This window comes from Paenibacillus sinopodophylli (assembly GCF_005930355.1).
Taxonomy (GTDB): Bacteria; Bacillota; Bacilli; order Paenibacillales; family Paenibacillaceae; genus Pristimantibacillus; species Pristimantibacillus sinopodophylli.
Window position 1 is genome coordinate 631,942 of sequence record NZ_VDBO01000001.1, and the last position, 22,450, is coordinate 654,391.

The window sequence follows — 22,450 nt, forward strand, 5'->3', positions numbered from 1 at the left end:
ATGCCTTGGACAACCATTGCGGTAGTATGGGGTACAACCTTCGTGTATGGTTTACTGGACCGCTCATGGATGTCATATGCTCCAAGAGACAAAGTACTCATGTTCACTATCCTAGTTATCGCATTGTTGTTATCCGTTGGTCTTGGGATAAATCCAGAGCTGCCAGGGTTGACTGAGCTTATTAATGGTTTGTATCGTCCATTCAGAAGCTTGCTTGCACCCTAAAGACATGAGTACAAGATGACCCGGCATACAGAACTTTACGAGGGAGGCGCAGCAGCTTATGGTACAGGGTAGAATTTCTGCGTTTCAATTAGCGATTCTGATGTTTCAGATCATCCTAAGCTCATCCGTTCTGTTAATGCCTTCGATCTCGACAACCTTGTCAGGCAAGGATATGTGGATGACACCTATACTAGGATCTGTGACAGGATATTTGACGATATGGCTTGTTCTTAAGCTCCACCACCTATCACCAAACGGCTCGTTTATCAAACTGCTGGTGGGGACATTTGGGAAATGGATCGGATTAAGCATGAGCGTTGCCTTTATCATTTTCCAAATTCACATTCTAGCTATTACGACTAGAGATTATGGCGAATTTATCGTAACCAATTTTTACTTGAAGACGCCGATTCAAGTGATTATCGGCGCCATGCTGCTGCTTTGCGCTTGGGTTGTAAAAGGTGGAATCGAAGTGATGGCCCGCACGGGACAAATTTTTATTCCAATTATCACGTTTTGCACGTTGATTATTTGCATATTGCTTTTTCCTGAGCTGAATCCTTCTGAAATTCTGCCGATGTTTGAGCGAGGCGTGCAGCCTATAATGAAAGGTACAATTGTCGTTGGAGGCTGGTTTTGCCAAGTCACGCTCATCCTGTTTATTTTGCCACTTGTGAAAGATGTGAAGGTATTCCGGAAATGGGGATATCTTACGGTAACGGCAATTACGGTGATGATGCTCATTGCAAATTTAACTGTTTTTATGCTGATGGGGGAGAGCACAGCTTTTTTCAACTATCCGCTGTTTACCGCTTCGCGTTATATTGCATATGCTGAATTTTTTGAACATGTAGAGGCTGTTGTCATGATGGTGTGGGTGCTGGGGGAGTTTTTCAAAATCAGTTTTTACTATTTTGTCATACAGAAAGGCATCGCAGAGACCTTTACGGTTACAAAGCCAGCGATATTGGTTGTGCCGGTAGGCCTGCTGTTGTTTACTTCGACCTTCTGGCTCGCCAGAGACTTCCGAATGATAGGGGAGTTTATCAGCAATGCTGGAACCCTTTATATCATAACAGGAAACGTGATCTTCCCATTCCTCGTTTATTGCATAGCGCGGATAAAGAGAAAGATAGGATCTGGACAAGCTCAAAACAAAGCCTGACTTCAATGAAGAAGTCAGGCTTTGTCTGGTCTTTATCATTGCTGTGCTATGCTTGAATACTAATGACATGCTCTTCACATGCTGTAGAGCAGAAGCCATCCTTCGTATCTAGACAATCCCTACATACGATGTGCTGGCGATGACAGGAATCATCGGCGCAATTGATATACGTATCGGCAGGCTCGCTGCAATGGTGGCATTTGCCTACGACAACAGCCTCATCGGTTTGGTTGATGACGACTGAGGTACGCTCGTCGAATACGTAACATTTGCCATCGAACAGCTTTCCTTGCACTTCTTCGTCTTTACCATACGTAACAATGCCGCCTTCAAGCTGGTAAACATCTTTGAAGCCCTCACTAAGCATAACGCCTGTCAGCTTCTCGCAGCGTATACCGCCTGTGCAATAGGTTAGAATAGGCTTGTCCTTGAACTCAGCCATATTCTCACGAAGCCACTCTGGGAATTCCTTGAATGTTTCAAGGCTAGGACGGATCGCATTACGGAAATGACCGAGGTCATATTCATAGTCGCTGCGCCCGTCAAGTACGATGACATCTTCTCTTTGCAAGTAATCGTGGAAATCTTTTGGTGATAGCCTGGTTCCGCTTAATGTGTTCGGGTCAAGAGGCTTGTCGTAACGCAGCGTAACAAGCTCCTTCTTGTAGCGAACGAATATTTTTTTGAAGGCATGCTGATCGACGTCGTCGATTTTGAACACCATATCCGAGAATAGTGGGTTAGCACGCATATGTTCGATATATTGTTCCGTTTGCTCTACCGTTCCAGAAAGCGTACCGTTGATGCCTTCGTCAGCAATCAGGATGCGCCCCTTCACGTTTAGTTCCTTACAATATGCAAGATGCTCGGCTGCAAATTGCTCGGCATCAGGCACAGCTACGAATTTATAATACAACAACACGCGGTATGGTTTAACTTCGCTCATCATAGTCGTTCCTTTCCGGTAAACAAATAAAAATCATACTACATTATAGTTGAATCATGTCATAAATACAATGTATATCAACAATGAACTTCATTATAGTACAAAAACAGCTTCTAGGAAACGATAATCACCCATTCGATCCGATAGACAGATAGCCCCTTCCTCAATGTTCCAGCAGTTCGATGAATCGGTTCGCCGCAATTGATTGTGCAGCATCTCGCTGAACAGCAAAGCCCACGGAGCGGAACGGGACAGCTTCACTTAGCTGCAAGATAAATAGTTTCTCCTCGTCTACAAACTGTTGAATGAAAGCTTGTGTTACAAATGCTGCGCCATAACCTCTCATTGCAACCTCAACAAGCATGTCCATACTGCTCAGTTCCATGTCAGCCTCAGCTGTAAGGCCTTGCATGGTAAACCAATGATCAATAAAAACCCTCGTACTGCTTCCCTCAGAGAGTAGAAGAAGAGGGAGCTCAGCTAGTTGAGCTGGAGTAATCGTGTGAGCAGTCAAATGACGGTAGGCGGCACCTACAACGAAGCAATCCTGAATGTCTGTTAGAGGCTGTACCGATAACGATGGATCAGCGAACGGCAGATGAACGAGTCCGATGTCGATCAGACCAGCTTTAAGCCTAGACCGTATATCCGCCGTTTTACCTTGCAACAGACGGATGCGGACATCTGGAAATTGTGCATGAAAAGAATCAAGCAGAGGCAGAAGCAAATGCTTAATGATAGGTCCACTGGCACCGATTCGCAGTTCACCCGCATTTAGCGTTTTGAGCGCTTGCAATTTCGTCTCTCCGAGCTGCATGACGGCGAAAGATTTCTCCGCATATTCAAGAACAGATGCACCCTCTGGTGTCAGTCTAACCCCTTTGGAGAGACGATCGAACAGCTTGACATCAAGCTGAGTCTCTAATTGTTTGATCGCATAGCTGACAGAAGGCTGCGTAATATGAAGCTCTTGAGCAGCTTTTGTCAAATTGCCCAGCTTGGCGGTATGGATAAAGATACGATACCATTCCATATTAGCTTGCATGATATAACCTCTCTCTATGGCAAAGGCATTATATTTTGATTTCATTTATTTCACTTTCGAAATTATAATAGACAGATAACGAATGCGTCAACGCATTCAATCGGGAGGAATTAGGATGGCAGGAAACACATATGGAGAAAGCTTCAAGATTACTACCTTTGGTGAATCGCATGGTGAGGCTGTTGGTGTCATCGTCGATGGCGTTACGCCTGGCGTTGAGCTAGATGAACAATACATTCAATTGCAAATGGACAGACGCAAGCCCGGACAATCCTCGGTTACTTCACCGCGCAAAGAGTATGACATCATCAGCATACTCTCTGGGATGTTCGAAGGGAAAACGACAGGAACTCCCTTATTTATTATGCTGCATAATAAAGATATGAGACCGGATGCTTACAGCGATATTCAATATTCATTCCGTCCTGGACATGCGGATTTCACTTATTTGCAGAAATATGGCATTAGGGATCATCGCGGAAGCGGGCGTGCATCCGGCAGAGAAACAGCAGGCCGTGTTGCTGGGGGAGCCGTTGCCCGCAAGCTGCTTGAAAATAAAGGGATTAGTATCGTGGCCTACACGAAAGAAATTGGCGGCATAAAATGCGAAACGTTTGTGGAGGAGTCCATTGAACAAAACGCGGTTCGAGCGTGCGATCCAGAAGCAGCCGTCCGCATGATTAAAAAAATCGAGCATTTGGCTTCAATTGGCGACAGCTGCGGCGGTATTGTGGAATGTCGGATTAGAGGCATGAAGCCGGGCATCGGAGAACCCGTATTCGATAAACTCGATGCAGAGCTGGCTAAAGCTATGCTGTCGATCGGAGCCGTTAAAGGCATTGAATTCGGTGCAGGCTTTGCTGCTGCCGACATGCTGGGCAGCGAGCATAATGATGAGATGAGCAAGGATGGGTTTCTAAGCAATCATGCTGGTGGCATTATAGGCGGCATCAGCACAGGTGAAGAAATTGTATTCCGTATAGCAGTTAAGCCCACCTCATCGATATCCTTGCCTCAACATACAGTTGACATCCATGGCGACGAGAAAATGATTGAGACGATCGGAAGGCATGATCCGTGTATATGTCCTCGTATTATTCCGGTCGTTGAAGCTATGGCATGCATAGTGGTAGAGGATTTATGGAAGCGGCAAGCCGCTATGCATGGCTAGATAAGCTGCATGCAGCATATGCAAGCAAGCACCGATTGCAGGCTAGAAGAGAGGCACATCCACCTCCAATTATGCTATGCTTATCCTTGACCATTAGCGAGAGGAGACTATTCATGAAACCATACGTTTTTATTGATCGCAGTGTTCCGACGGAGGTGGAAGCCTTTCTTGCCGAACATTGTACGGTAGACAAATGGGAGGAGTCATCCCCGATTCCTCGTCGGACTTTACTTACAAAGGTTGCGCAGGCGGAGGGTCTGCTAACGGCAGGAGCCCAAGTCGATACCGAATTAATAGCGAATGCTCCTAAGCTTAGAGCTGTAAGCAGCATCAGCGTAGGCTACAATCATTTCGATCTTGAAGCGATGAAGAGACATAGTATCATTGGTACGCATACTCCCCATGTGCTTGACGATACCGTTGCTGATTTAGCATTTGCACTCATCCTTGGAACAGCGAGGCGTGTTGCTGAGCTGGATCGTTATGTGAAGGAAGGCAAATGGAAGTCTGGGATGGGTAATAAATGGTTCGGACAAGATGTGCACCATGCCAAGCTAGGCATTATCGGCATGGGCCGAATAGGTGAAGCTGTAGCCCGCAGAGGCAGATTCGGCTTCGATATGGAAGTTTCGTATTTCAATCGCAGTCGCAAGCCTGAAGCGGAAGCAAATCTAGGTGTGCATTATTCCGCTCTGAATGAACTGCTTGCAGAATCGGATTTTGTAGTGATGCTTGCGCCATTAACGCTGGAGACGACAAAGCTAATCGGGCGCGAGCAGTTCAAGCTTATGAAGCCAAATGCCATTTTTATTAATATTTCACGCGGTCAAACGGTCGATGAGGCTGCTTTAATCGAGGCGTTGCAGGCCGGAACGATTGCGGCGGCGGGACTCGACGTATTCGAACAGGAGCCAATTCCTGACGATCATCCATTTTTGAACATGAACAACGTACTTACACTCCCGCATATTGGATCTGCAACCGAATCTACAAGAACGAATATGGCGATGCTTGCAGCGCGTAATCTTGTAAATGCCTTAACAGGACAATCACCAACCCACACAGTAGCGGAGCTTCAGTAGCAGTTGTCGCTGCATCATCAAAGTTTTTAATTAAGGTATAGAAGATCTCTATTTGCCACAATACCACCTAAATGATAAAGTGAATGAAATTATATTCCGATTATTCGAATCGGTATTTATTTCTTTCATTCCTACAAAAGAGGTGGAGACTATGAGCGAGATCTATCGTTTGGCTCAACTAGAAGATGCAGAACGGCTCCTTCATGTTGTTTACGAGGCTTATGTTACAATCAGAGAGCTCGAGCTTCATTGGCCTGCTGCCCATGCTGACTTGGCTTTAATTCAAGATAATATTACTTCGAATGAATGTTATGTCCTTGAGGTAGATGGGGAAATTGCAGGCACAGTTACCTTGTCCAAGGGGGATGAGGTTAAAGCCATTACGCCGTTTCCGTTCATCAAATGGTTCGCGGTTGACCCCGCCTATCAAGGACAAGGCATTGGAAATAAGCTGTTGAACTGGCTGGAACAAACCGTCATTAAGGAGAAGGTCGGTGCTGCTGCCGTCACGTTAGCCACTGCCGAGAAACATCCATGGCTGCTAGCTATGTATGAGCGGCGCGGCTACGAAAGGCTTCATGTGTTTGACTTTGACAATGGAGACGGCCCAATGCATTTATTAAGAAAGATCGTAAACCCGGCAGAGTATGAGAACGCGGCAACCTTGAATGCAATATAAATACACATGTGCAAAGAGCCCTTATTCTAAAAGAGGGCTCTTTGCTTTAGATACGCTGACATGGGATACAAGCTTTACTTTTCCACTCAGGTAGTTAATGATTACAGGATAATCATCATGGACACTACAGTTAGGAAAGAGGATTGGTTTCATTATGCTGTTGTTAGTAGGCGCTACAGGGAAAACCGGACAATTTATCGAGCGCGGTCTTATTGAGAAGCAGACACCGTTTAGGAGATTCGTACGTTCTGAGGAACAAATGCGACCTGGCAGCTATCTTGGCGATGTTCGCAACCCGCAGGACGTTGTCCAAGCACTAATTGGCGTCAGTGGAGTCATATGTGCTCTCAATACGGAAGGAAATGGAACGCTGGCTGCTGGATTGGGTAATATCATTAAGGCTATGGAGAAGCAGCAAGTGAGAAGACTCGTTACTATTGGAACGGCGGGTATTCTGCAAAGTGAGACCGAACCTCATTTGCTAAGATATCAATCCTCCGAGAACAAACGAATTCATCATGATGCAGCAAAAGAGCATGAGCATGTTTATCAACTGCTGCACCAAGCGAAGCAGCTCGATTGGACGATTGTTTGTCCAACTAGACTTGTTCAAGAGGAAGCAAGAGGGGAGTACCGCATACGCAAGGATATATTGCCAAGCGGCGGTTCTGCTATTTCTTTCGCTGATACGGCTGCGTTTGCTGTATCTGCTTATTTGCTGGACTTGCATATCGGAGAGCGTGTGGGCATTGCCTATTAACAAAACAACCTTTATGTCGCAGCAAGCGCATAAAGGTTGTTTTTAATTTCAGGATGATGCCAGTTTCGTAACTTCAACGCGATTAGAGAAGAATGTCGCTCCGCCGCCCATGTCAGCAAGACGCTGAGGGGTAAGTGTGTTGACAGCTTGATGACCTTTGTTCTGATCATCCCACCAAAGACCTTGCGTTACCAATACACCAGGGAGTACATCATGGCTAACGCGAAGCTTGATTTCAACCTCGCCGCGGTCATTGCGTACGTTCACCCGTTCACCGTTCCGGAAATCTAAAGCTGCTGCATCTTCAGCATTCATGTGAAGCAGCGGCTCCTTTTCCAGCTTCTGCATCCGATCTTGGTTAGCAAAGGTGGAGTTGATAAAGCTGTGATTCGGTCCGGTCATCAGCAGAAACGGAAACGTCTCAGGCTCACTTAATCCTGTGTAAGTCGGGACAGGAGAATATCCGTCCCGCAGCATCCGTTCCGAATAAAGCTCAATTTTGCCTGAATCCGTTGGAAGAATGGAAGTGACTGGAGGCAGCGTCTGTCCACCAGACTTCATCCACGTTTGTGAGCTTAGCTCCTTCAATGTAATACCTGAGAGAAGCGGATTGTTGCGGCTGTCCAGCGCCTCGTCGATCATTTGTTCCTCCGTAATATCAAATGCTTCGCGCTCGAAGCCAAGTAGCAGACCCAGCTCTTTAAATACCGTGAAATTGGATTTGCATTCGCCGATCGGCTTCATAATTGGTTCGTGAAGCTGAATATACAAATGCCAATAAGAGGTATATAGATCCAAGTTCTCGAAATGTGAGGTCGCCGGTAATACGATATCTGCATATTTGCAAGTATCTGTTAGAAACAAATCATGTGCAACCGTGAAGAGATCTTCCCGAAGAAGTCCCGCACGGACTCGGTTCTGGTCAGGCGCTACAACTGCGGGATTGCTATTATAGACAAATAACATCTTCACCGCTGGCTCCAAGTCGAGAAGAGCGTCGCCTAGTTGATTCATGTTGATCGTTCTGACGTCAGGATCAAGCATGAGATCCGGCCTCTCGATTTGCTTGCCATTGAGGCGGGAATACCAGCTATTGCCCTTCATGGCGCCGCCGCCGCGAATGCCCCATTGACCTGTCAAAGCAGGTAAGCAGGCGATCGTTCTCACTGTCATGCCACCATTATCATGATGCTGTAGTCCGTTTCCAATGCGAATAAAGGAGGGAGAAGCTGTTCCGTATAGGCGGGCGAGTTCCTCTATCTCAGCAGCAGGTACACCGGTAATATCTGCAACATAATCAGGCGTGTAACGTTCAGCTTCCGCAGCAAGCTCATCGAAGCCTAGCGTATGCTGATCGAGAAAATGCTGATTGGCTAGCCCATCGCGAATAATGACATGCATCATGCCGAGAGCCAAAGCAGCATCTGTTCCTGGCCGCAGATGGATGAATTGATCTGCCCATGCAGATGTACGATTACGGTGAACGTCGATATGGATAATGGTCGCTCCATTTTTCCTTGCCTCTGTCGCAAGCATGGTTTGATGCATATTCGTTGAAACTAAATTACAGCCCCAGATTAGAAAGAGCTTCGTATGCACAGTATCCTCAGGATCGATTCCGATTGAACCGCCCATCGTATAACCATACCCGGTAGAACCCGCTGCATTGCATATTGTCCGGTCAAGCTGGCTTGCACCAAGCCTGTTGAAAAATCTGCGATCCATGCCCTCTGCATTGAGGACGCCCATATTTCCATAGAAGCTATAGGGGAGTATAGCCTGTGCGCCTTCCTTCTGGATGATACTTCTCATTCGCTGGGCGATTTCGTTATACGCTTCTTCCCATGTGATTTGCTCGAATGCAAGGCTTCCTTTGGCTCCAATACGCCGCATGGGGTAGAGCAGGCGCTCTGGATGGTAGACGCGTTCATGAAGATGTCTAACCTTATTGCATATAGCTCCGCGAGTGACCGGATGGTCGACATCGCCATTTATTTTTACGATTTTGCCTTCCTCGAACGTAACGCTGAGTCCGCAGGTATCCGGGCAATCAAAAGGACAAACGGATCGAACGACTCCATTTACAATTGTTGTACTCATTGACGTATCACTCCAATCCATAACCTCGAATATGTTTTATTATCATAGCATAAGACAATTTGCAAGCACACCGATACCCTGCTGGAAATGAGATTAGAGGGATGACCCCAGCAATAGCCTATTGACAACACCTTACTTGTCATGTAATATTCAACATGCTGATCAAATGGAATTACAACTAAATATTTTCGTATAACCTCACGGATTTACCGCTCGAACAGGGTGAGGGTTTCTACGGGGAGCCTTAACTTCCTAACTACGAATATGTAATCATTCCACAATGATTCTATATTCATGGTTAGGATTTTTTGCGTTCACAGCCAAGCAAAAACGCCTTCGGCGTCCTTTAAGACGCTGAAGCAGCTTTGACGGTGAAATACAAGTCCTTTATAGGCTAACAAACTTATAAATTCTTATATTTCAAGGTGAAACGGCTGTCGCCGTCTTTTGACGCGCGGCGCGTTTCATTCTGAGAAATGTAGAGAAAGGATTACGCAATCATACACTTTCCTATATTTCACTAAAAGGGAGCATGAGAGGAGTTTACATCAAGATGAAATATATTTTATCTGTATTTTTAGGTGCGGCAAGTTACGGTATCTTATCTACTTTTGTAGTCCTTGCCTATGGCAAAGGTTATCAGCTGGGAGAAGTTGTAGGGAGTCAATTGCTGACCGGATTCATACTTGCATGGCTGCTTACATTTATGATGAAATGGCGGGAGAGAAGAAACAAAAGCACCGTTGCTGGCTTGACTAAAGCATCAAGAACTAGATCTGCAGGGCTGAACTGGAAGCAACGTCTGCTATTGATGGCTGCGGGAGCGCCAACGGCCATTACGGGATTGCTTTATTATCAATCGCTTCGTTACATTCCTGCCTCACTTGCCATTATTTTATTATTCCAATTCACATGGATTGGCGTGTTCATTCAAGCGATAGGTCAACGGAAGCGGCCTACTGGCATCATGCTGTTAACCATTGTTGTTTTGTTTGGCGGTACTTTGCTCGCTGCCGGCATTATCGAGCAGGGAACGGGGAGCTTTAACCTAATGGGTGTCACCTTAGGCCTATTGTCCGCGGTAAGTTATTCGATGTTTATTTTGTTTAGCGGCAGAGCTGTCCCATCTGTACATCCCGCAACTCGCAGCGCATGGATGATAACTGGCGGAATGATACTCGTATTTATTATATTCCCGCCAACGTTTCTGTTTAACGGACAGCTATGGGGAGATTTACTGTTGTTTGGCTTGTTGCTCGGTACGTTTGGCGCATTCATCCCGCCAGTCTTATTCGCAATTGGCGTGCCGCATATTGGAGAAGGCATGGCAGGCATTCTTGGAGCCTCAGAGCTTCCGGTAGCCGTGCTCCTCTCTTCATTCGTGCTCAATGAGCATGTCAGCGCTTTGCAATGGGTCGGCGTTATCATTGTATTGGCAGGAGTCGCGCTCCCAGAGCTGATGAAAAGAAGAAAGGTCATTATTAATCGACGTACCGGGATATCGGTTTAAAGGTTATCAGAGTGTCTATGAATAAGGAATGAATTCTCCAAGGATACTACCCATATGAGCGAGCAGTATTGGAAACAATGGGTTGCTATGGAATGGGAGGATACCGATGCAATTTGATTGTGTCATTGTGGGCGGTGGCATTGCTGGTCTGCAAGCAGCAATTCAATTAGGAAGATACGGCTACCAAATTGCTGTGATTGATGCAGGTGAAGGAAGGTCCACCCTATGCAAAAGTTATCATAACTTAATCGGGTTTCCAGATGGCGTCAGCGGGGCGGAGCTGCTTGCTTCAGGCAAGGAGCAAGCTAAACGGCTTGGCGTCACTTTTATAAAAGGCTGGGTCACAGATGCAGCTCGCATAGATAATAATTGGTCAATTACCATCGCTAATGATCGGCAGCTGCAAGGAAGAACAATGCTGCTTGCCACAGGAGTAAAAGATCGCATACCTAACTTCCCCATGCTGATACCCTGCATGGGGATCAGTGTTTTTGTATGCCCGGATTGCGATGGATATGAGATAATGAATAAACCAGCCTTAGTGATTGGAGCAGGAAATGCTGGCGCGCGTATGGCGCTTACACTCACACATTGGACGGGCGATATCATCTATGTGAATCATGATGGCACATCTATAGAACCTCACGTGAGGGCCGAGTTGGAAGCAAAAGAAATTTCCTGCATCCAGCTTCCTATAAGTGAAATTCTGGCCGCGGGCGAGCAATTCAAAGGTATCATCCTTGATGATGGTTCCGTTATTAACCGATCTCACTGCTTCGTCGCATTCGGAGGAAACGAAGTGCGATCGAGCCTTGCGAGACAGCTCGGAGCTGATCTTACGGAGAACAATCATATTAAGGTTGATCCCCGCACGAAGCTAACGAGTGTAAACCATTTATGGGCTGCAGGCGATGTGACTGCTCACTCCGAAATGGTCACAATAGCGATGGGTGACGGCAGCCAGGCTGCGGTATGGATTCATAAAAGTTTATCCACTATAGAGAAGTAATGATTCGATCTATAATGCCATATTCCATCGCCTCCTCCGATGACATAAAATAATCACGATCCATATCTTTTTCGATTTTTTCAAGCGGCTGACCTGTGCGTTCTGAGCTGATTTGGTTCAGCTTGGAGCGGATTTTGACAATGCGGGCAGCGTTTATGATAATATCGCTCGCTTGTCCTTGAACACCGCCATGAGGCTGATGGATCATAATTTCGCTATTAGGCAGAGCTGATCGATATCCCTTCTCGCCAGCGAGCAGCAGTATCGCTGCGAAAGAAGCGGCAAGCCCCATACAAATCGTATGAACGGGCGGTTTAACGAACTGCATCGTATCGAGTATGGCAAATCCAGCTGAAGTGGAGCCTCCAGGGCTGTTGATGTACATTGATATTTCTTTCTCAGGATCTTCTGCAGCTAGAAATAACAACTGGGCTATCATGCTGTTAGCGACTTGATCATCAATGGCAGAGCCCAAGAAAACAATGCGGTCACGCAGTAGTCTAGAATAGATATCATACGATCGCTCACCTTGGCTTGATTGTTCGACTACGTAAGGAATAAAATGGTTCATGGAATTAACCTCCTGGTTTTTGTTTGCATGCGAATGGTAAACGAATAACAGACAGATTAAGATACGGTACTTTTTTATGTTTACTGCGTATCCTTTTGGAGGCTTCGTTCGTTTACCCAATAGAGATAACGATATGAGCTTAATTTGCTATAGGAGGCCGTCGAATGAAAAGAGCGAGAATAGTGTCAACCGTCGATGAGGATCAGCAGCAAATGGAAAGGGAGACTCTTCATGCTGTTTTGTACCGCTATTGCTTGTCGCTCACGAATTCGAGCTGGGATGCTGAGGATCTCGTTCAGGATACATGGGTGAAGGGTCTTCGGGCAGCCTATCATGCAGGGCATGCGAATCCAGAAGCGCTGCTGCTCCGCATTGCCAAGAACACTTGGATCGATCATCTGCGCAGACATCATCAATATAAACTTATCACACAGCGCATGCAGGATCTAAAAAAGACAGAAGACTTCGAAGTTCTGGATTGTGAAGAAGCTCTGTATGTCATCTTGCGACGTTTGTCGCCTTTGCAAAGAAAGGTGTTTTTTCTGCGAGATGTGTTCGAATACTCCATTGCAGAGACAGCCAAGCGATTGGAAACAACAGAAGGAGCTGTTAAAGCTGCCCTTCATCGGGCTCGTACAGCACTTATCCCAGCCAGAGAAGAGCTGAAATCCGGTGCAATTCAGCTTCCGAATGAAGAGGATTCGAAGGAATGGCTCAGAGCAATATCTGCCGCATATCAATCCGGCAACGTGTCGTTATTGCTTGAGCTGGCCCAAAGGGATATCGCTGAGGCTCCGTTATGCATTAGCATCGCTACAACCACTAAGCTAAAAAAAGCCAGCCAGCCTACAAGAAATACAAATTTGCGAGACGTTTTCAGTATGCAATTCGCAGCCTAATAACACTCGCCGTCATGTAGCTGATGCCGCTCGGCATTGGCTTTTTTGTTGTTTAAATTTCCCCAGAGCACTCGAATAAGCTATAATAAAGCAAAAGCAAACGAGGATTGAGGCAAATACGATGGCTAGGAAGCTCATATTTTTTGATATAGATGGTACGTTAGTTGATCATGAGAAGAAGATCCCGGCATCGACTAAACAAGCCATTGAGCAGCTGCAGGTCGCTGGGCATGAATTGGTTATCGCCACGGGCAGAGGCCCATTTATGCTTAAACCAGTCTCTGATGAGCTGCAAATTGAGTCGTACGTAAGCTTTAACGGCTCCTATGCTGTCTATCATGGCGAGGTTGTTTATAGTCATCCCATTGATCCCAATAAAATTTCAGAACTTACCGAAATGACATTGCAGAACAAGCATCCACTTATTTATATGACTCCTGAGGGAATGCGGTCTAGCACTCACGAAATCGCTTATCCGGAGGATGACGAAGAACCGTTAAGAAAAAGACTCCCACCTCTAGAGCCGGACTATCATGTAGACAGGTCGATTTACCAATGCTTGCTTTATTGCAAAGAGGGGGACGAAGCCTGCTACAAAGAAAGCTTCTCCGAGCTCGGTTTCATACGCTGGCATCTGTTCGGAAGCGATATTCTTCCGCCTGGAGGCTCCAAAGCAATTGGGATACAGGCGTTGATTGAAATAGCAGGGTTCAAGAGAGAGGATGTATATGCTTTCGGAGATGGAATTAATGACCTGGAGATGCTGCAGCATGTTCATCATAGTGTAGCGATGGGCAATGCACCTGATGAAGTCAAGCAAGCTGCACGCTATGTTACGAAGGATGTAACAGAGGATGGCATTATGTATGGACTTCGAATGCTGGGTCTGCTTGAGTAATAGACAGAAGAGGGTGATCTCTGAATGAGATCACCCTCTTCTGTCTATTTAATGACACGTCTTGCAGTGACGTAGGTCTTGTCCCATGTACTGCCTGAGAAATTGGATATCGTTACACCAACGCCAACTCTGTAAGTATGAAGCAATTTTCCATTGCCGATATATATGCTGACGTGATTAATGATGCCATCGCGATTCGTATCAGAGAATATCAAGTCACCAGCCTTTAGATTGCTTTTAGACACATAAGATCCCGATTTTGATTGATCTTTGGACGATCTTGGCAGGCTGATACCTACTTTCTTATACACATATTGTGTAAAGGAAGAACAATCAAATGAACTCGTTATGCCAGATTTGGCACCAAATTTATATGGAACACCTACGTATTTTTTCCCGATTGAAATGACGCTGCTTACTTTTGAGGAGCTTGATGCGGCCTGTACAGGTTGAGGCATGGCGACTGCTCCTGCGGAGATGGCAATCGATAGGCTGATTCCTATACCAGCAATCGCCTTGCTTAAACGGTTATTTTTTGTGTGTATCATGTTGTTCCTCCTTAGAATATGAAACTCGTTAAATCAACTAGAAATACCATAACATATATTAAATATCCAACAATTACCTATGAGGAAACAAAGCCTTGGTATGACTGGTAAAACGCCCAATTATTAAAAAGTGATGATAATTAAACGGCAATTTTTAACTTGACAGCGGGAACGCTGGTAAAGATTATTTATAGCTGTTTTTTCACTTTCGGAAGTGATGTATTCTCATCTATACTGATGAAGTCGGGCCGACGAATGAATAGGAAAGGAGCTGATCGAATTGATTAACAATATGGAGGTGATCTCCGTTTAGGCGGAGATCACCCATATGAAGGAGACCGCGAGGTCTCCTTTTATTTATCCTTACTGTTATTACAGATGGAAATATTGGCAAACATTTCTTGTCAACCGAAAAGGCTTACAATATAATGACAGAGTGCAGTATGAAAGAAGCTGATTTGGAGGTAATGGTATCCATGGCTTTTTTTGTTTTCAATTTAGATCAGGTACACCAAAATTCGAAAGGAGGAAAAAAAATGTTTATGACTGCGGAATCCAATCAACTTAAAAAGATGAGCTCGTTCGAGGAGGACGTTTATAGTGAACTACAAAAATGGGAGAGATGTGCTTCCCCCTAGTTTATTGCAGGAGCTTCAAAAATACATTCAAGGCGATTTAATTTATGTACCAAAGCTTGCGGAGAAAAGGGCCAATTGGGGCGAGGTGAGCGGGACCCGTAAGTTACTGGCCGAGCGCAACAAGGAGATTTACCTTTATTATTCGAACGGATGGACAGTGTCAGACTTGGAACAGAAATACCATCTTTCAAGCGAGAGCATTCGTAAAATTATTGTAAAATCGCGATAGCGCAGACTTATAAGGAAAGCAGGCCATAGACGAGGTCTGCTTTTTTATATTTTCCAAAGGTACATCAATTTGTTAAATTGTATGAACAATGGACGGAGGATTTCTGATGATAATGTCGAATCGTTAATAAGATTGTAGTATTTTGGCGTGTGATGTCGAAATAGTCTAATTTTAATGACAGCGGAGGATTATTACTTGAAAACACTATTGATTGCTGAGGATGAACCGATCTTGCGTATGCTTATCGCAGACACGCTTGAGGATGAAGGGTATACGCTGGAAGAAGCGGCAGATGGGGAAGAAGCGTTGCAAAAAATTAAAGAAACGATGTTTGATCTCATTATTTTGGATTATATGATGCCGAAAATGACGGGTATCGAGGTTATAGAACAAACGAGGCAGCTTGAAAACAGGCAGCATGCCAAAATATTAATGTTATCTGCTAAAAGTCAGCAGGCCGAGCAAGAGAAAGTACTGATAGCCGGTGCTGACGGCTTCATGTCGAAGCCCTTTAGTCCGATAGAGCTAATAGGCAAGGTAGAGGAGATGCTTCGTGGGTAAGCTGCGCCGCTATTTGAATAAGCGAATAACAAGACAATTTGTAGCCATGATGATGCTTTCCTTGAGTTTAATTTTGATTGGAGCTGTGTTGGTAGTGGTAAGCACCGTCACGGCCTTGCGAAACTACTCCGCCGAAACGACACTGCTGCGTGAGAAGCAGGAGCTTGTATCGGCAATCGCAGACCACTCAAAGGAAGTTATTTTACGAGCAAGAGGCTATTATGTTTATTTGTCAGATTATGAATATAAGCAACTATTTGTTGAGAAAGCTGCTTTAGATCAAAATCTCATTGAAATCAAAAAAATGTCATTAAGCGCGTCGGAAAAAGAAGTCATGCAGAACATCGAGAGCTTTTTCACCGATTATTTTGATGAATTATTGCCAAAAGCCATTGAATACGCAAAGACTGAGAATTATGCGGCACTTCGTATTCTCGTATCTGCTGGCGAAGATAATCCGGTTAATAAGCTGATTACATACTCGCATGATCTGGAATCACAAGTTAGGCACATCTCGGAGCAGAAAAACGACCAGTTGATTCAAAAACTTTCTTATCTTGCTATCATTTTTATTGTGTATATCCTATTTATTTTAATTGTATCCACCTTACTTACAAGAAGGGTTGCCAAGTCTATAGGCATACCTTTATTGTCACTTACAAGCCAAGCCAGAAACTTTGCGAACGGTGATTATAGTGAGCTTGAGCTCAAGGATCGAGAAGATGAGTTAGGAGAATTAGCTCGTACCTTCCGTATGATGATGATTCAGATTCAGAACAAGGAAGAAGAGCTAGTCGCGCAGAATGAGGAGCTTATGGCGCAGCAAGACGAACTCCACGCTCAACAAGAGGAATTGCAATTGGCTGTTGGAGTCATGGAGCAGAACGAGAACTATTTGGAGAAACGAAACAATCTTGTCCAATCTCTCTCTAATACGCTGGATCAAACAGAATTGCTCGAGAGTATTATTACGAATATCGTTTCCATAACGCAGAGCGATAAAGGTTTAATCGTAATGCTGGATAAAAATCACGACTTTGCATCAGTAGGCGTTTCCGAACAAGCGGCTCATCAGTTCATAAACAGCTTGAATGACGGCGTCATGCTCAGAGCAGCACAAAGTAAAAAAGCATACAGCATCGTTCGGGATTGCTCGATTGGCGAACAAGGCTACCATGAGTCACCTATGCAAGCGACGGATCTGATTATGCCCATACTTAACGCAAGCCAAGAAATGGTTGCATGTATGATGATAACGAAAGTTAATCGGGTTATCTCCAAACAAGAGGAAGATGAAATTGCTGGAATGATGATTCAGGTTTCCTTAGCTTTCGACAAGCTTGAGCTATACGAGATATCGGAGAAGCAGAGGCTGATGACCAGCGATATGCTTGATACTATTCAAGAAGGCATTCAATTGCTTGATTTGGATGGCACGACGCTGCAAATCAATCGCAAGATGTCCGATATTTTACCATTCTTCTTGGATGACACACATGCGGCCAAAATGCCATTCGAACATTTCAATGCGCATATCCGCTCCGTCGTTGCTCAGCCGGAAGCGCTCATTCCCTTTATGGAAGGGCTTGTCCAATATGGGCATTATCAAGGCATGCGCAACATTACCTATGAAATTACCGAGCCAGACAGAAGGTTCATTCAGATTTATTGCGAGCCTCTCTATCGCAATGGTGTGAAATTCGGCTTGCTGCTTGTCCACCGGGATATCACGAAGGAATACGAGGTTGATCGTATGAAATCGGAGTTCGTAAGTACGGTAAGCCACGAGCTGCGAACACCTCTTGCAAGCGTCCTTGGATTCGCTGAGCTGCTGCTGCACCGAGAGCTTAAACCAGAGCGCCAGCGTAAGTATATGATGACCATCCATCAGGAGGCCAGACGATTAACGACGTTAATTAATGACTTCCTGGATTTGCAAAGAATGGAATCGGGAAAACAGACGTATGAGATGAAGCTTATATCTTTAACCTCGTTAATTACAGAGGCGATTGAAGTGCAGCAGCTCTCAGCTTCTAATCATCAAATAACGTGGCAGGACGATGCGGCTAACGCCATCGTGCTTGCCGACCGAGACAAGCTTCATCAAGTCATCATCAATCTACTCAGCAATGCGATTAAATATTCACCTAATGGCGGTAATATTGATATTGTTAGCGGTATGAACAACGGTCAATATTTCATTCGGATTGAGGATCATGGACTTGGTATTCCTCCAGAAGCGATGAAAAACCTGTTTAATAAATTTTACAGAGTGGATAATACCGATCGCCGGGAAATTGGCGGAACCGGATTAGGTTTAGCTATCGTTAAAGAAATTGTGACGAAGCATGAAGGGAAAATCGACGTGCAATCTGAATTTGGACAAGGCAGTATCTTCACAGTATCATTGCCAATTGCTGAGCAATCCACACAAGCCGAGAGTGAAACTACGAGCAGCACAGTGTGGAATGAAGCTTCAATCCAAGTCATGCTCGTTGAGAATGATCATAATCTAGCAACACTTTTAAGTGATGAGCTGCTTGCCAGTGGTTTTCAGGTTCACCTCTTCAAAGAAGGCACCTTGGCGATTAATGCCATCGAAAAGCTGAATCCAGACATCGTTGTGGTTGATCTGATGCTTGAAGCTGGCGTAACCGGTTGGGATATTGTTAGCAAAATCAAAAAAACAGATCTTCTACTAAATATTCCGATTATTATATCAAGCGCATTTGAAGAGAAAGAAAAAGCATCACAGTGGGGAATTACCGAATTTCTTGTTAAGCCCTATTTGCCAGGCAAATTAAGTGCTGCTATTTCACGCATGCTGCGTTAATTGAAGGAGCTTATTGCAATGAAAACTGAAAAATACAAACTGCTCATTCAACAACGTATTTTACAAACCATTGAAGAATGGACCTTGCAAGAAATCGTAGAGGAGCATGAGCTGCATCGTTTTTTCCACAATCTCAAAGGCACAAGCGGAACGATTGGTTTAATGGAGATGGAGAGATTCTCCGCGTCCAAAGAAAGTCTGTTTGTAGAGAAAAGCGTCAGAACGCTCACATGCTCTGAATGGTCTGAGCATGTGGTACCTCTAACGAATATGTTCAATTCTGAGATGATCCACAACGAGCCTCCTGCTGAAACGGTAAAAGCAGCAGCGCTTAAGCCCAAGTCATCACAAGACAGCTCGCTTGATCAAAAACGGGTGCTCGTTATTGATGATGATGTGGATTTCGTTACCTATGTTAAAGAAGTGCTCGAAAAGAACGATTACCAGGTATCAATCGGGCTGACAGCGGAACGCGGATTAAAGTTATTTTATCAATGGAAGCCATGTCTTCTTCTACTGGATATCGTTCTTCCTGATCAAAGTGGAATGGAAGTTCTTAACCAAATTGTGGAGAAAGCAAAACTAGAACATATTCCGATTATTATGGTTAGCGGCAACTTCTCTGTAGAAAATCAAATTAGTGCTTATCGTTCTGGTGCAATGGATTTTCTTGCAAAACCTTTTGATGTAGCATTGCTGACTGCACTTATCGATAATCGATTTATGATGAAGGTTGATTGGGAGAGATCGATCACTCTAGACGAATTAACTGGCGCTTACAATCGCAAACATTTCAATGATGTGATGAGACATCAGATTCAGGCCTATGAACAAAGGCAGGATGTTTTTTCCTTGGTTATGCTCGATCTAGACCACTTCAAGCATGTGAATGATTCATATGGTCATCTGAAAGGAGATGAAGTGCTGCAAGCCTTCGCGGCTTCTGCACGCAATATCTTCCAGAACAAAGGCATATTTTGCAGATATGGCGGGGAGGAGTTTGCATTAGTTCTTCCTCATCTGGACAGCGTGCAAGCGGCAAATCTGCTTGATCAACTGAGGCGACAATTTAATGCCATTAACTTTGTTTCGAAAGATGAAACCTTCCAGGTGACATTCTCATCAGGCATTACCCAGATCTCGGGCAGCGTAACTCAAGCGGAGAAGCTTGTGGATCAAGCAGACCAAGCTCTTTACGCTGCGAAACGCGGTGGAAGAAACCAAACCATTGTTTATTCCATGGACATATCGGAGCACAAAACGGAAAGCTCACTTAATCTTATAGTGGTAGATGATGATCCGTTGATTAGAGATATTCTAATCAGCCGCTTCGCCGATTGGAAGCCTACAAGCCAAACAACGGTTAAAGCGTATGGGTTTGAGGACGGCAAAACATTCTTATCCTCTGATTGGTACCGCGAGGGTGAGAAATATATTATTTTGCTGGATGGTTCGATGCCCGAGCTCGATGGGTTGGACGTGCTTAGAGAGCTTCGAAGAAGCTTTCCTGAACAGCAGCTGCTTATCGTCATGCTGACGGCACGTAATCAGCCGGAGGACATTATACAAGCATTGGAGATCGGCGCTGACGATTATGTCATTAAACCGTTCCATATGCAGGAGCTCATGCTGCGAATTGAACGATTGGCCAGTCGAATCGTAAGTGAATAAGCGCACAGCAAAAATCGCACTTCCAAATGGAAGTGCGATTTTTGTTGTATCACTATGGCCTAGTAATCGCGGCAGGCAGTTCGACAACGGTTTGCGGGTATTTGAAGTCATTCCGGAAGCATGTCGTTTCTGAATCGTAAGTCGATTGCGAAAGCTTATGTGAGATAGAAAAAATGGACAGCTTCGGATTAACATGCAAGGAGGACTCGAAAAACGAACAATGCTCGAAGTTAAAGTCGAGTGTCGTTATAATAATAACGCAGTTCGTAAAGGTACATCCAATAAAGCTAAAACCGTCAAATGCAATCGTTTCGTTCTGGAAATGCTCATTCGCTATTGTGTTCATAATCAGCGCTCCTATCTGTGTTGGACAACCTATTGAAAATAGTAACAGATGGTTGCTGTAATGTTTGTCGGTTATTGTTTGCATATCGCTAATAATTAACGACATAAATAGCGTACGCTAATTGATCATATTCGTCCTTTAGTAGGACTGCTTAGCTGAGCAACAGTGACTTAATGATTAGTTAAGCTCACATGCTCGGACTTTCGGTACCGTAGGCTCATCCATACTAAAGATAATGAAATGATCGTAAGAATAATTGCTAGCAATTGAAACCCATCGAAATTAAATTTGTCTCCCATTACGATACTGATTAGCAAGGAAGACAGGATCGTTCCTAGATATCTGGATGTATTGAATAATCCAGATGCCACACCGATTATTTCTTTCGGAGAGCTTTGGAACAAAGCAGCTTGCATACCGACATTGTTGAGCCCATTGCTAATTCCGAATGCAGCCAATGCCAAGCATACGCTGATCACAGGTGACGTTTGATTCAAAGTCGCAAGCCATAACGATCCTAGTGTCATCAGAATTGCCGATACCACTAATGCAGGCCTTGGCCCAGATTTATCAATCCATCGTCCAGCTATTGGAGAAGTAACTAATGAACACAAGCCTAAGCTTAGCATGAGCATACCTGTTTGGAATTCGCTGACATGCCGAACCACTTGCAAGTAGGAGGGAAGTCCGAAAAAGAGTGAATAATAAAGGACATTAACGAGCATGAATTCGACATTAACCTTAGTAATTGCTGGGTATTTGGCGAACGTGCGCAATGGAATAAAAGGGGATGCAACTTTTAACTCATGTCGAACAAATACCCCAATAGCAGTGAGGCCAGTCAGCATGACCATAGCATTTTCAAATGTGACATGCCCAGATGATTTTGCCGAGAGTACGCCAAAGAGCAAAGCAGTTAGCCCCAATGTGAAGAGTAGAATCCCAGGCGCATCAATGACTTGTAACCATTTGCGAGTGGACATGCCCGTTGAAGAGGATTCTCTAGGCTCGTCTTTTGGAATATTTCGCCAAGATAACAGGAAGCTTATCACTACGAATGGAATATTGACGAAAAAGATGGCTGGCCAGCCCCACCCGCTTATGATTACACCTCCAATAAAGGGGCCAATGGCTGCCGCACCGGATAAAAATATGGACAAAACAGACAGCGCAGTCGCTTGTTTCTCTGTAATGTGAATGCGGACAATGGCCATCCCAACGGCAACCATCATACTTGTTCCAATTGCTTGTACAATACGGAACACGATGAGCCATCCGAAGGTTGACGATAGTGGAGCTAATAGTGATGCAATGAAGGCTACTACAAGCCCGATTAGAAAGATGTTTCTACGGCCGAATAAATCACTTGCTTTTCCCATCACAGGCTGAGCGATGCTGCTTGCGATATAGAATGAGAAAATAATCCAGGAAACACCTGTGAAGTCAAGTTGGAACTTATGCTGCAGATCCGGAAGCGCAACAGAAACCATTGAAGAGTTTAATGGATTCAACAGTATTCCTAGACCGACTGAAACCATTAACCGCCTGCTGTGTGCATTCATTT

The 22,450-nt window shown here is 44.7% G+C and carries 21 protein-coding genes and 1 riboswitch; of the genes, 14 read left to right on the forward strand and 7 right to left on the reverse strand.

The window, feature by feature from the left end; genetic code table 11:
- Positions 1 to 225 carry a hypothetical protein gene (locus FGT79_RS02730; protein WP_138751247.1) on the forward strand — a complete coding sequence of 75 codons (225 nt, stop codon included), beginning with the start codon at positions 1 to 3 and terminating at the stop codon, positions 223 to 225.
- A 58-nt stretch (positions 226 to 283) separates the two neighbouring features.
- The gene (locus FGT79_RS02735) at positions 284 to 1,390 is read left to right on the forward strand and encodes a GerAB/ArcD/ProY family transporter (protein WP_138751248.1); all 1,107 of its coding nucleotides are present in this window, start codon (positions 284 to 286) and stop codon (positions 1,388 to 1,390) included.
- A gap of 46 nt (positions 1,391 to 1,436) precedes the next feature.
- Here FGT79_RS02735 and trhO read toward each other — a convergent pair whose 3' ends face one another.
- Positions 1,437 to 2,336, reverse strand: coding sequence for an oxygen-dependent tRNA uridine(34) hydroxylase TrhO (gene trhO, locus FGT79_RS02740; protein ID WP_138751249.1), 900 nt, complete (start codon positions 2,334 to 2,336; stop codon positions 1,437 to 1,439).
- A 163-nt stretch (positions 2,337 to 2,499) separates the two neighbouring features.
- The gene (locus FGT79_RS02745) at positions 2,500 to 3,381 is read right to left on the reverse strand and encodes a LysR family transcriptional regulator (protein WP_138751250.1); all 882 of its coding nucleotides are present in this window, start codon (positions 3,379 to 3,381) and stop codon (positions 2,500 to 2,502) included.
- Positions 3,382 to 3,496: 115 nt separating this feature from the next.
- On the opposite strand from FGT79_RS02745, the gene aroC reads away from it, so the two are divergent.
- The 4 genes from aroC to FGT79_RS02765 all read left to right on the forward strand — a co-directional run bounded on the left by aroC (position 3,497) and on the right by FGT79_RS02765 (position 7,073).
- Positions 3,497 to 4,552, forward strand: a complete 1,056-nt coding sequence (gene aroC / locus FGT79_RS02750; RefSeq protein WP_138751251.1) for a chorismate synthase — start codon at positions 3,497 to 3,499, stop codon at positions 4,550 to 4,552.
- A gap of 113 nt (positions 4,553 to 4,665) precedes the next feature.
- Positions 4,666 to 5,634 (forward strand): 2-hydroxyacid dehydrogenase, encoded by a 969-nt coding sequence (locus FGT79_RS02755; RefSeq protein ID WP_138751252.1) that lies wholly within the window; start codon positions 4,666 to 4,668, stop codon positions 5,632 to 5,634.
- A gap of 151 nt (positions 5,635 to 5,785) precedes the next feature.
- Positions 5,786 to 6,313, forward strand: a complete 528-nt coding sequence (locus tag FGT79_RS02760; RefSeq protein WP_138751253.1) for a GNAT family N-acetyltransferase — start codon at positions 5,786 to 5,788, stop codon at positions 6,311 to 6,313.
- Positions 6,314 to 6,467: 154 nt separating this feature from the next.
- Positions 6,468 to 7,073: an NAD(P)-dependent oxidoreductase gene (locus FGT79_RS02765; protein WP_246096112.1), complete on the forward strand. Its 606-nt coding sequence runs from the start codon at positions 6,468 to 6,470 to the stop codon at positions 7,071 to 7,073.
- A 48-nt stretch (positions 7,074 to 7,121) separates the two neighbouring features.
- On the opposite strand, the gene FGT79_RS02770 is transcribed toward FGT79_RS02765, so the two are convergent.
- A complete protein-coding gene (locus tag FGT79_RS02770) occupies positions 7,122 to 9,173 on the reverse strand; it encodes a molybdopterin-containing oxidoreductase family protein (protein WP_138751255.1) in 2,052 nt (683 codons plus the stop codon).
- Positions 9,174 to 9,341: 168 nt separating this feature from the next.
- Positions 9,342 to 9,452, forward strand: a riboswitch (purine riboswitch).
- Positions 9,453 to 9,726: 274 nt separating this feature from the next.
- Here FGT79_RS02770 and FGT79_RS02775 point away from each other — a divergent pair.
- The gene (locus tag FGT79_RS02775) at positions 9,727 to 10,683 is read left to right on the forward strand and encodes an EamA family transporter (RefSeq protein WP_138751256.1); all 957 of its coding nucleotides are present in this window, start codon (positions 9,727 to 9,729) and stop codon (positions 10,681 to 10,683) included.
- A gap of 106 nt (positions 10,684 to 10,789) precedes the next feature.
- Positions 10,790 to 11,692, forward strand: a complete 903-nt coding sequence (locus FGT79_RS02780; RefSeq protein ID WP_138751257.1) for an NAD(P)/FAD-dependent oxidoreductase — start codon at positions 10,790 to 10,792, stop codon at positions 11,690 to 11,692.
- Here FGT79_RS02780 and clpP read toward each other — a convergent pair.
- Complete coding sequence (clpP, locus tag FGT79_RS02785; protein ID WP_138751258.1) at positions 11,679 to 12,263, reverse strand: ATP-dependent Clp endopeptidase proteolytic subunit ClpP; 585 nt, start codon at positions 12,261 to 12,263, stop codon at positions 11,679 to 11,681. The genes FGT79_RS02780 and clpP overlap by 14 nt on opposite strands.
- A 164-nt stretch (positions 12,264 to 12,427) precedes the next feature.
- Between clpP and FGT79_RS02790 the strand changes: the two genes are divergently transcribed.
- Positions 12,428 to 13,162 carry an RNA polymerase sigma factor gene (locus tag FGT79_RS02790; RefSeq protein WP_138751259.1) on the forward strand — a complete coding sequence of 245 codons (735 nt, stop codon included), beginning with the start codon at positions 12,428 to 12,430 and terminating at the stop codon, positions 13,160 to 13,162.
- 121 nt (positions 13,163 to 13,283) lie between these two features.
- The gene (locus FGT79_RS02795) at positions 13,284 to 14,060 is read left to right on the forward strand and encodes a Cof-type HAD-IIB family hydrolase (RefSeq protein WP_138751260.1); all 777 of its coding nucleotides are present in this window, start codon (positions 13,284 to 13,286) and stop codon (positions 14,058 to 14,060) included.
- Between the two features lie 44 nt (positions 14,061 to 14,104).
- Here the strand turns inward: FGT79_RS02795 and FGT79_RS02800 are convergent, their stop codons facing one another.
- Positions 14,105 to 14,608 (reverse strand): C40 family peptidase, encoded by a 504-nt coding sequence (locus FGT79_RS02800; RefSeq protein ID WP_138751261.1) that lies wholly within the window; start codon positions 14,606 to 14,608, stop codon positions 14,105 to 14,107.
- A 600-nt stretch (positions 14,609 to 15,208) separates the two neighbouring features.
- Here FGT79_RS02800 and FGT79_RS02805 point away from each other — a divergent pair.
- From FGT79_RS02805 to FGT79_RS02820, 4 genes are all read left to right on the forward strand, one after another.
- A complete protein-coding gene (locus FGT79_RS02805) occupies positions 15,209 to 15,475 on the forward strand; it encodes a CD3324 family protein (RefSeq protein WP_138751262.1) in 267 nt (88 codons plus the stop codon).
- A 195-nt stretch (positions 15,476 to 15,670) separates the two neighbouring features.
- Positions 15,671 to 16,036, forward strand: coding sequence for a response regulator transcription factor (locus FGT79_RS02810; RefSeq protein WP_138751263.1), 366 nt, complete (start codon positions 15,671 to 15,673; stop codon positions 16,034 to 16,036).
- Positions 16,029 to 18,869, forward strand: a complete 2,841-nt coding sequence (locus FGT79_RS02815) for an ATP-binding protein (protein ID WP_138751264.1) — start codon at positions 16,029 to 16,031, stop codon at positions 18,867 to 18,869. The genes FGT79_RS02810 and FGT79_RS02815 overlap by 8 nt, the downstream gene beginning before the upstream one ends.
- Before the next feature lie 18 nt (positions 18,870 to 18,887).
- Positions 18,888 to 20,540: a GGDEF domain-containing response regulator gene (locus tag FGT79_RS02820; protein ID WP_138751265.1), complete on the forward strand. Its 1,653-nt coding sequence runs from the start codon at positions 18,888 to 18,890 to the stop codon at positions 20,538 to 20,540.
- A 52-nt stretch (positions 20,541 to 20,592) separates the two neighbouring features.
- On the opposite strand, the gene FGT79_RS02825 is transcribed toward FGT79_RS02820, so the two are convergent.
- Positions 20,593 to 20,886, reverse strand: a complete 294-nt coding sequence (locus FGT79_RS02825; protein ID WP_138751266.1) for a hypothetical protein — start codon at positions 20,884 to 20,886, stop codon at positions 20,593 to 20,595.
- A gap of 170 nt (positions 20,887 to 21,056) precedes the next feature.
- A complete protein-coding gene (locus FGT79_RS02830; RefSeq protein ID WP_138751267.1) occupies positions 21,057 to 22,448 on the reverse strand; it encodes an MFS transporter in 1,392 nt (463 codons plus the stop codon).
- Positions 22,449 to 22,450 lie beyond the last annotated feature (2 nt).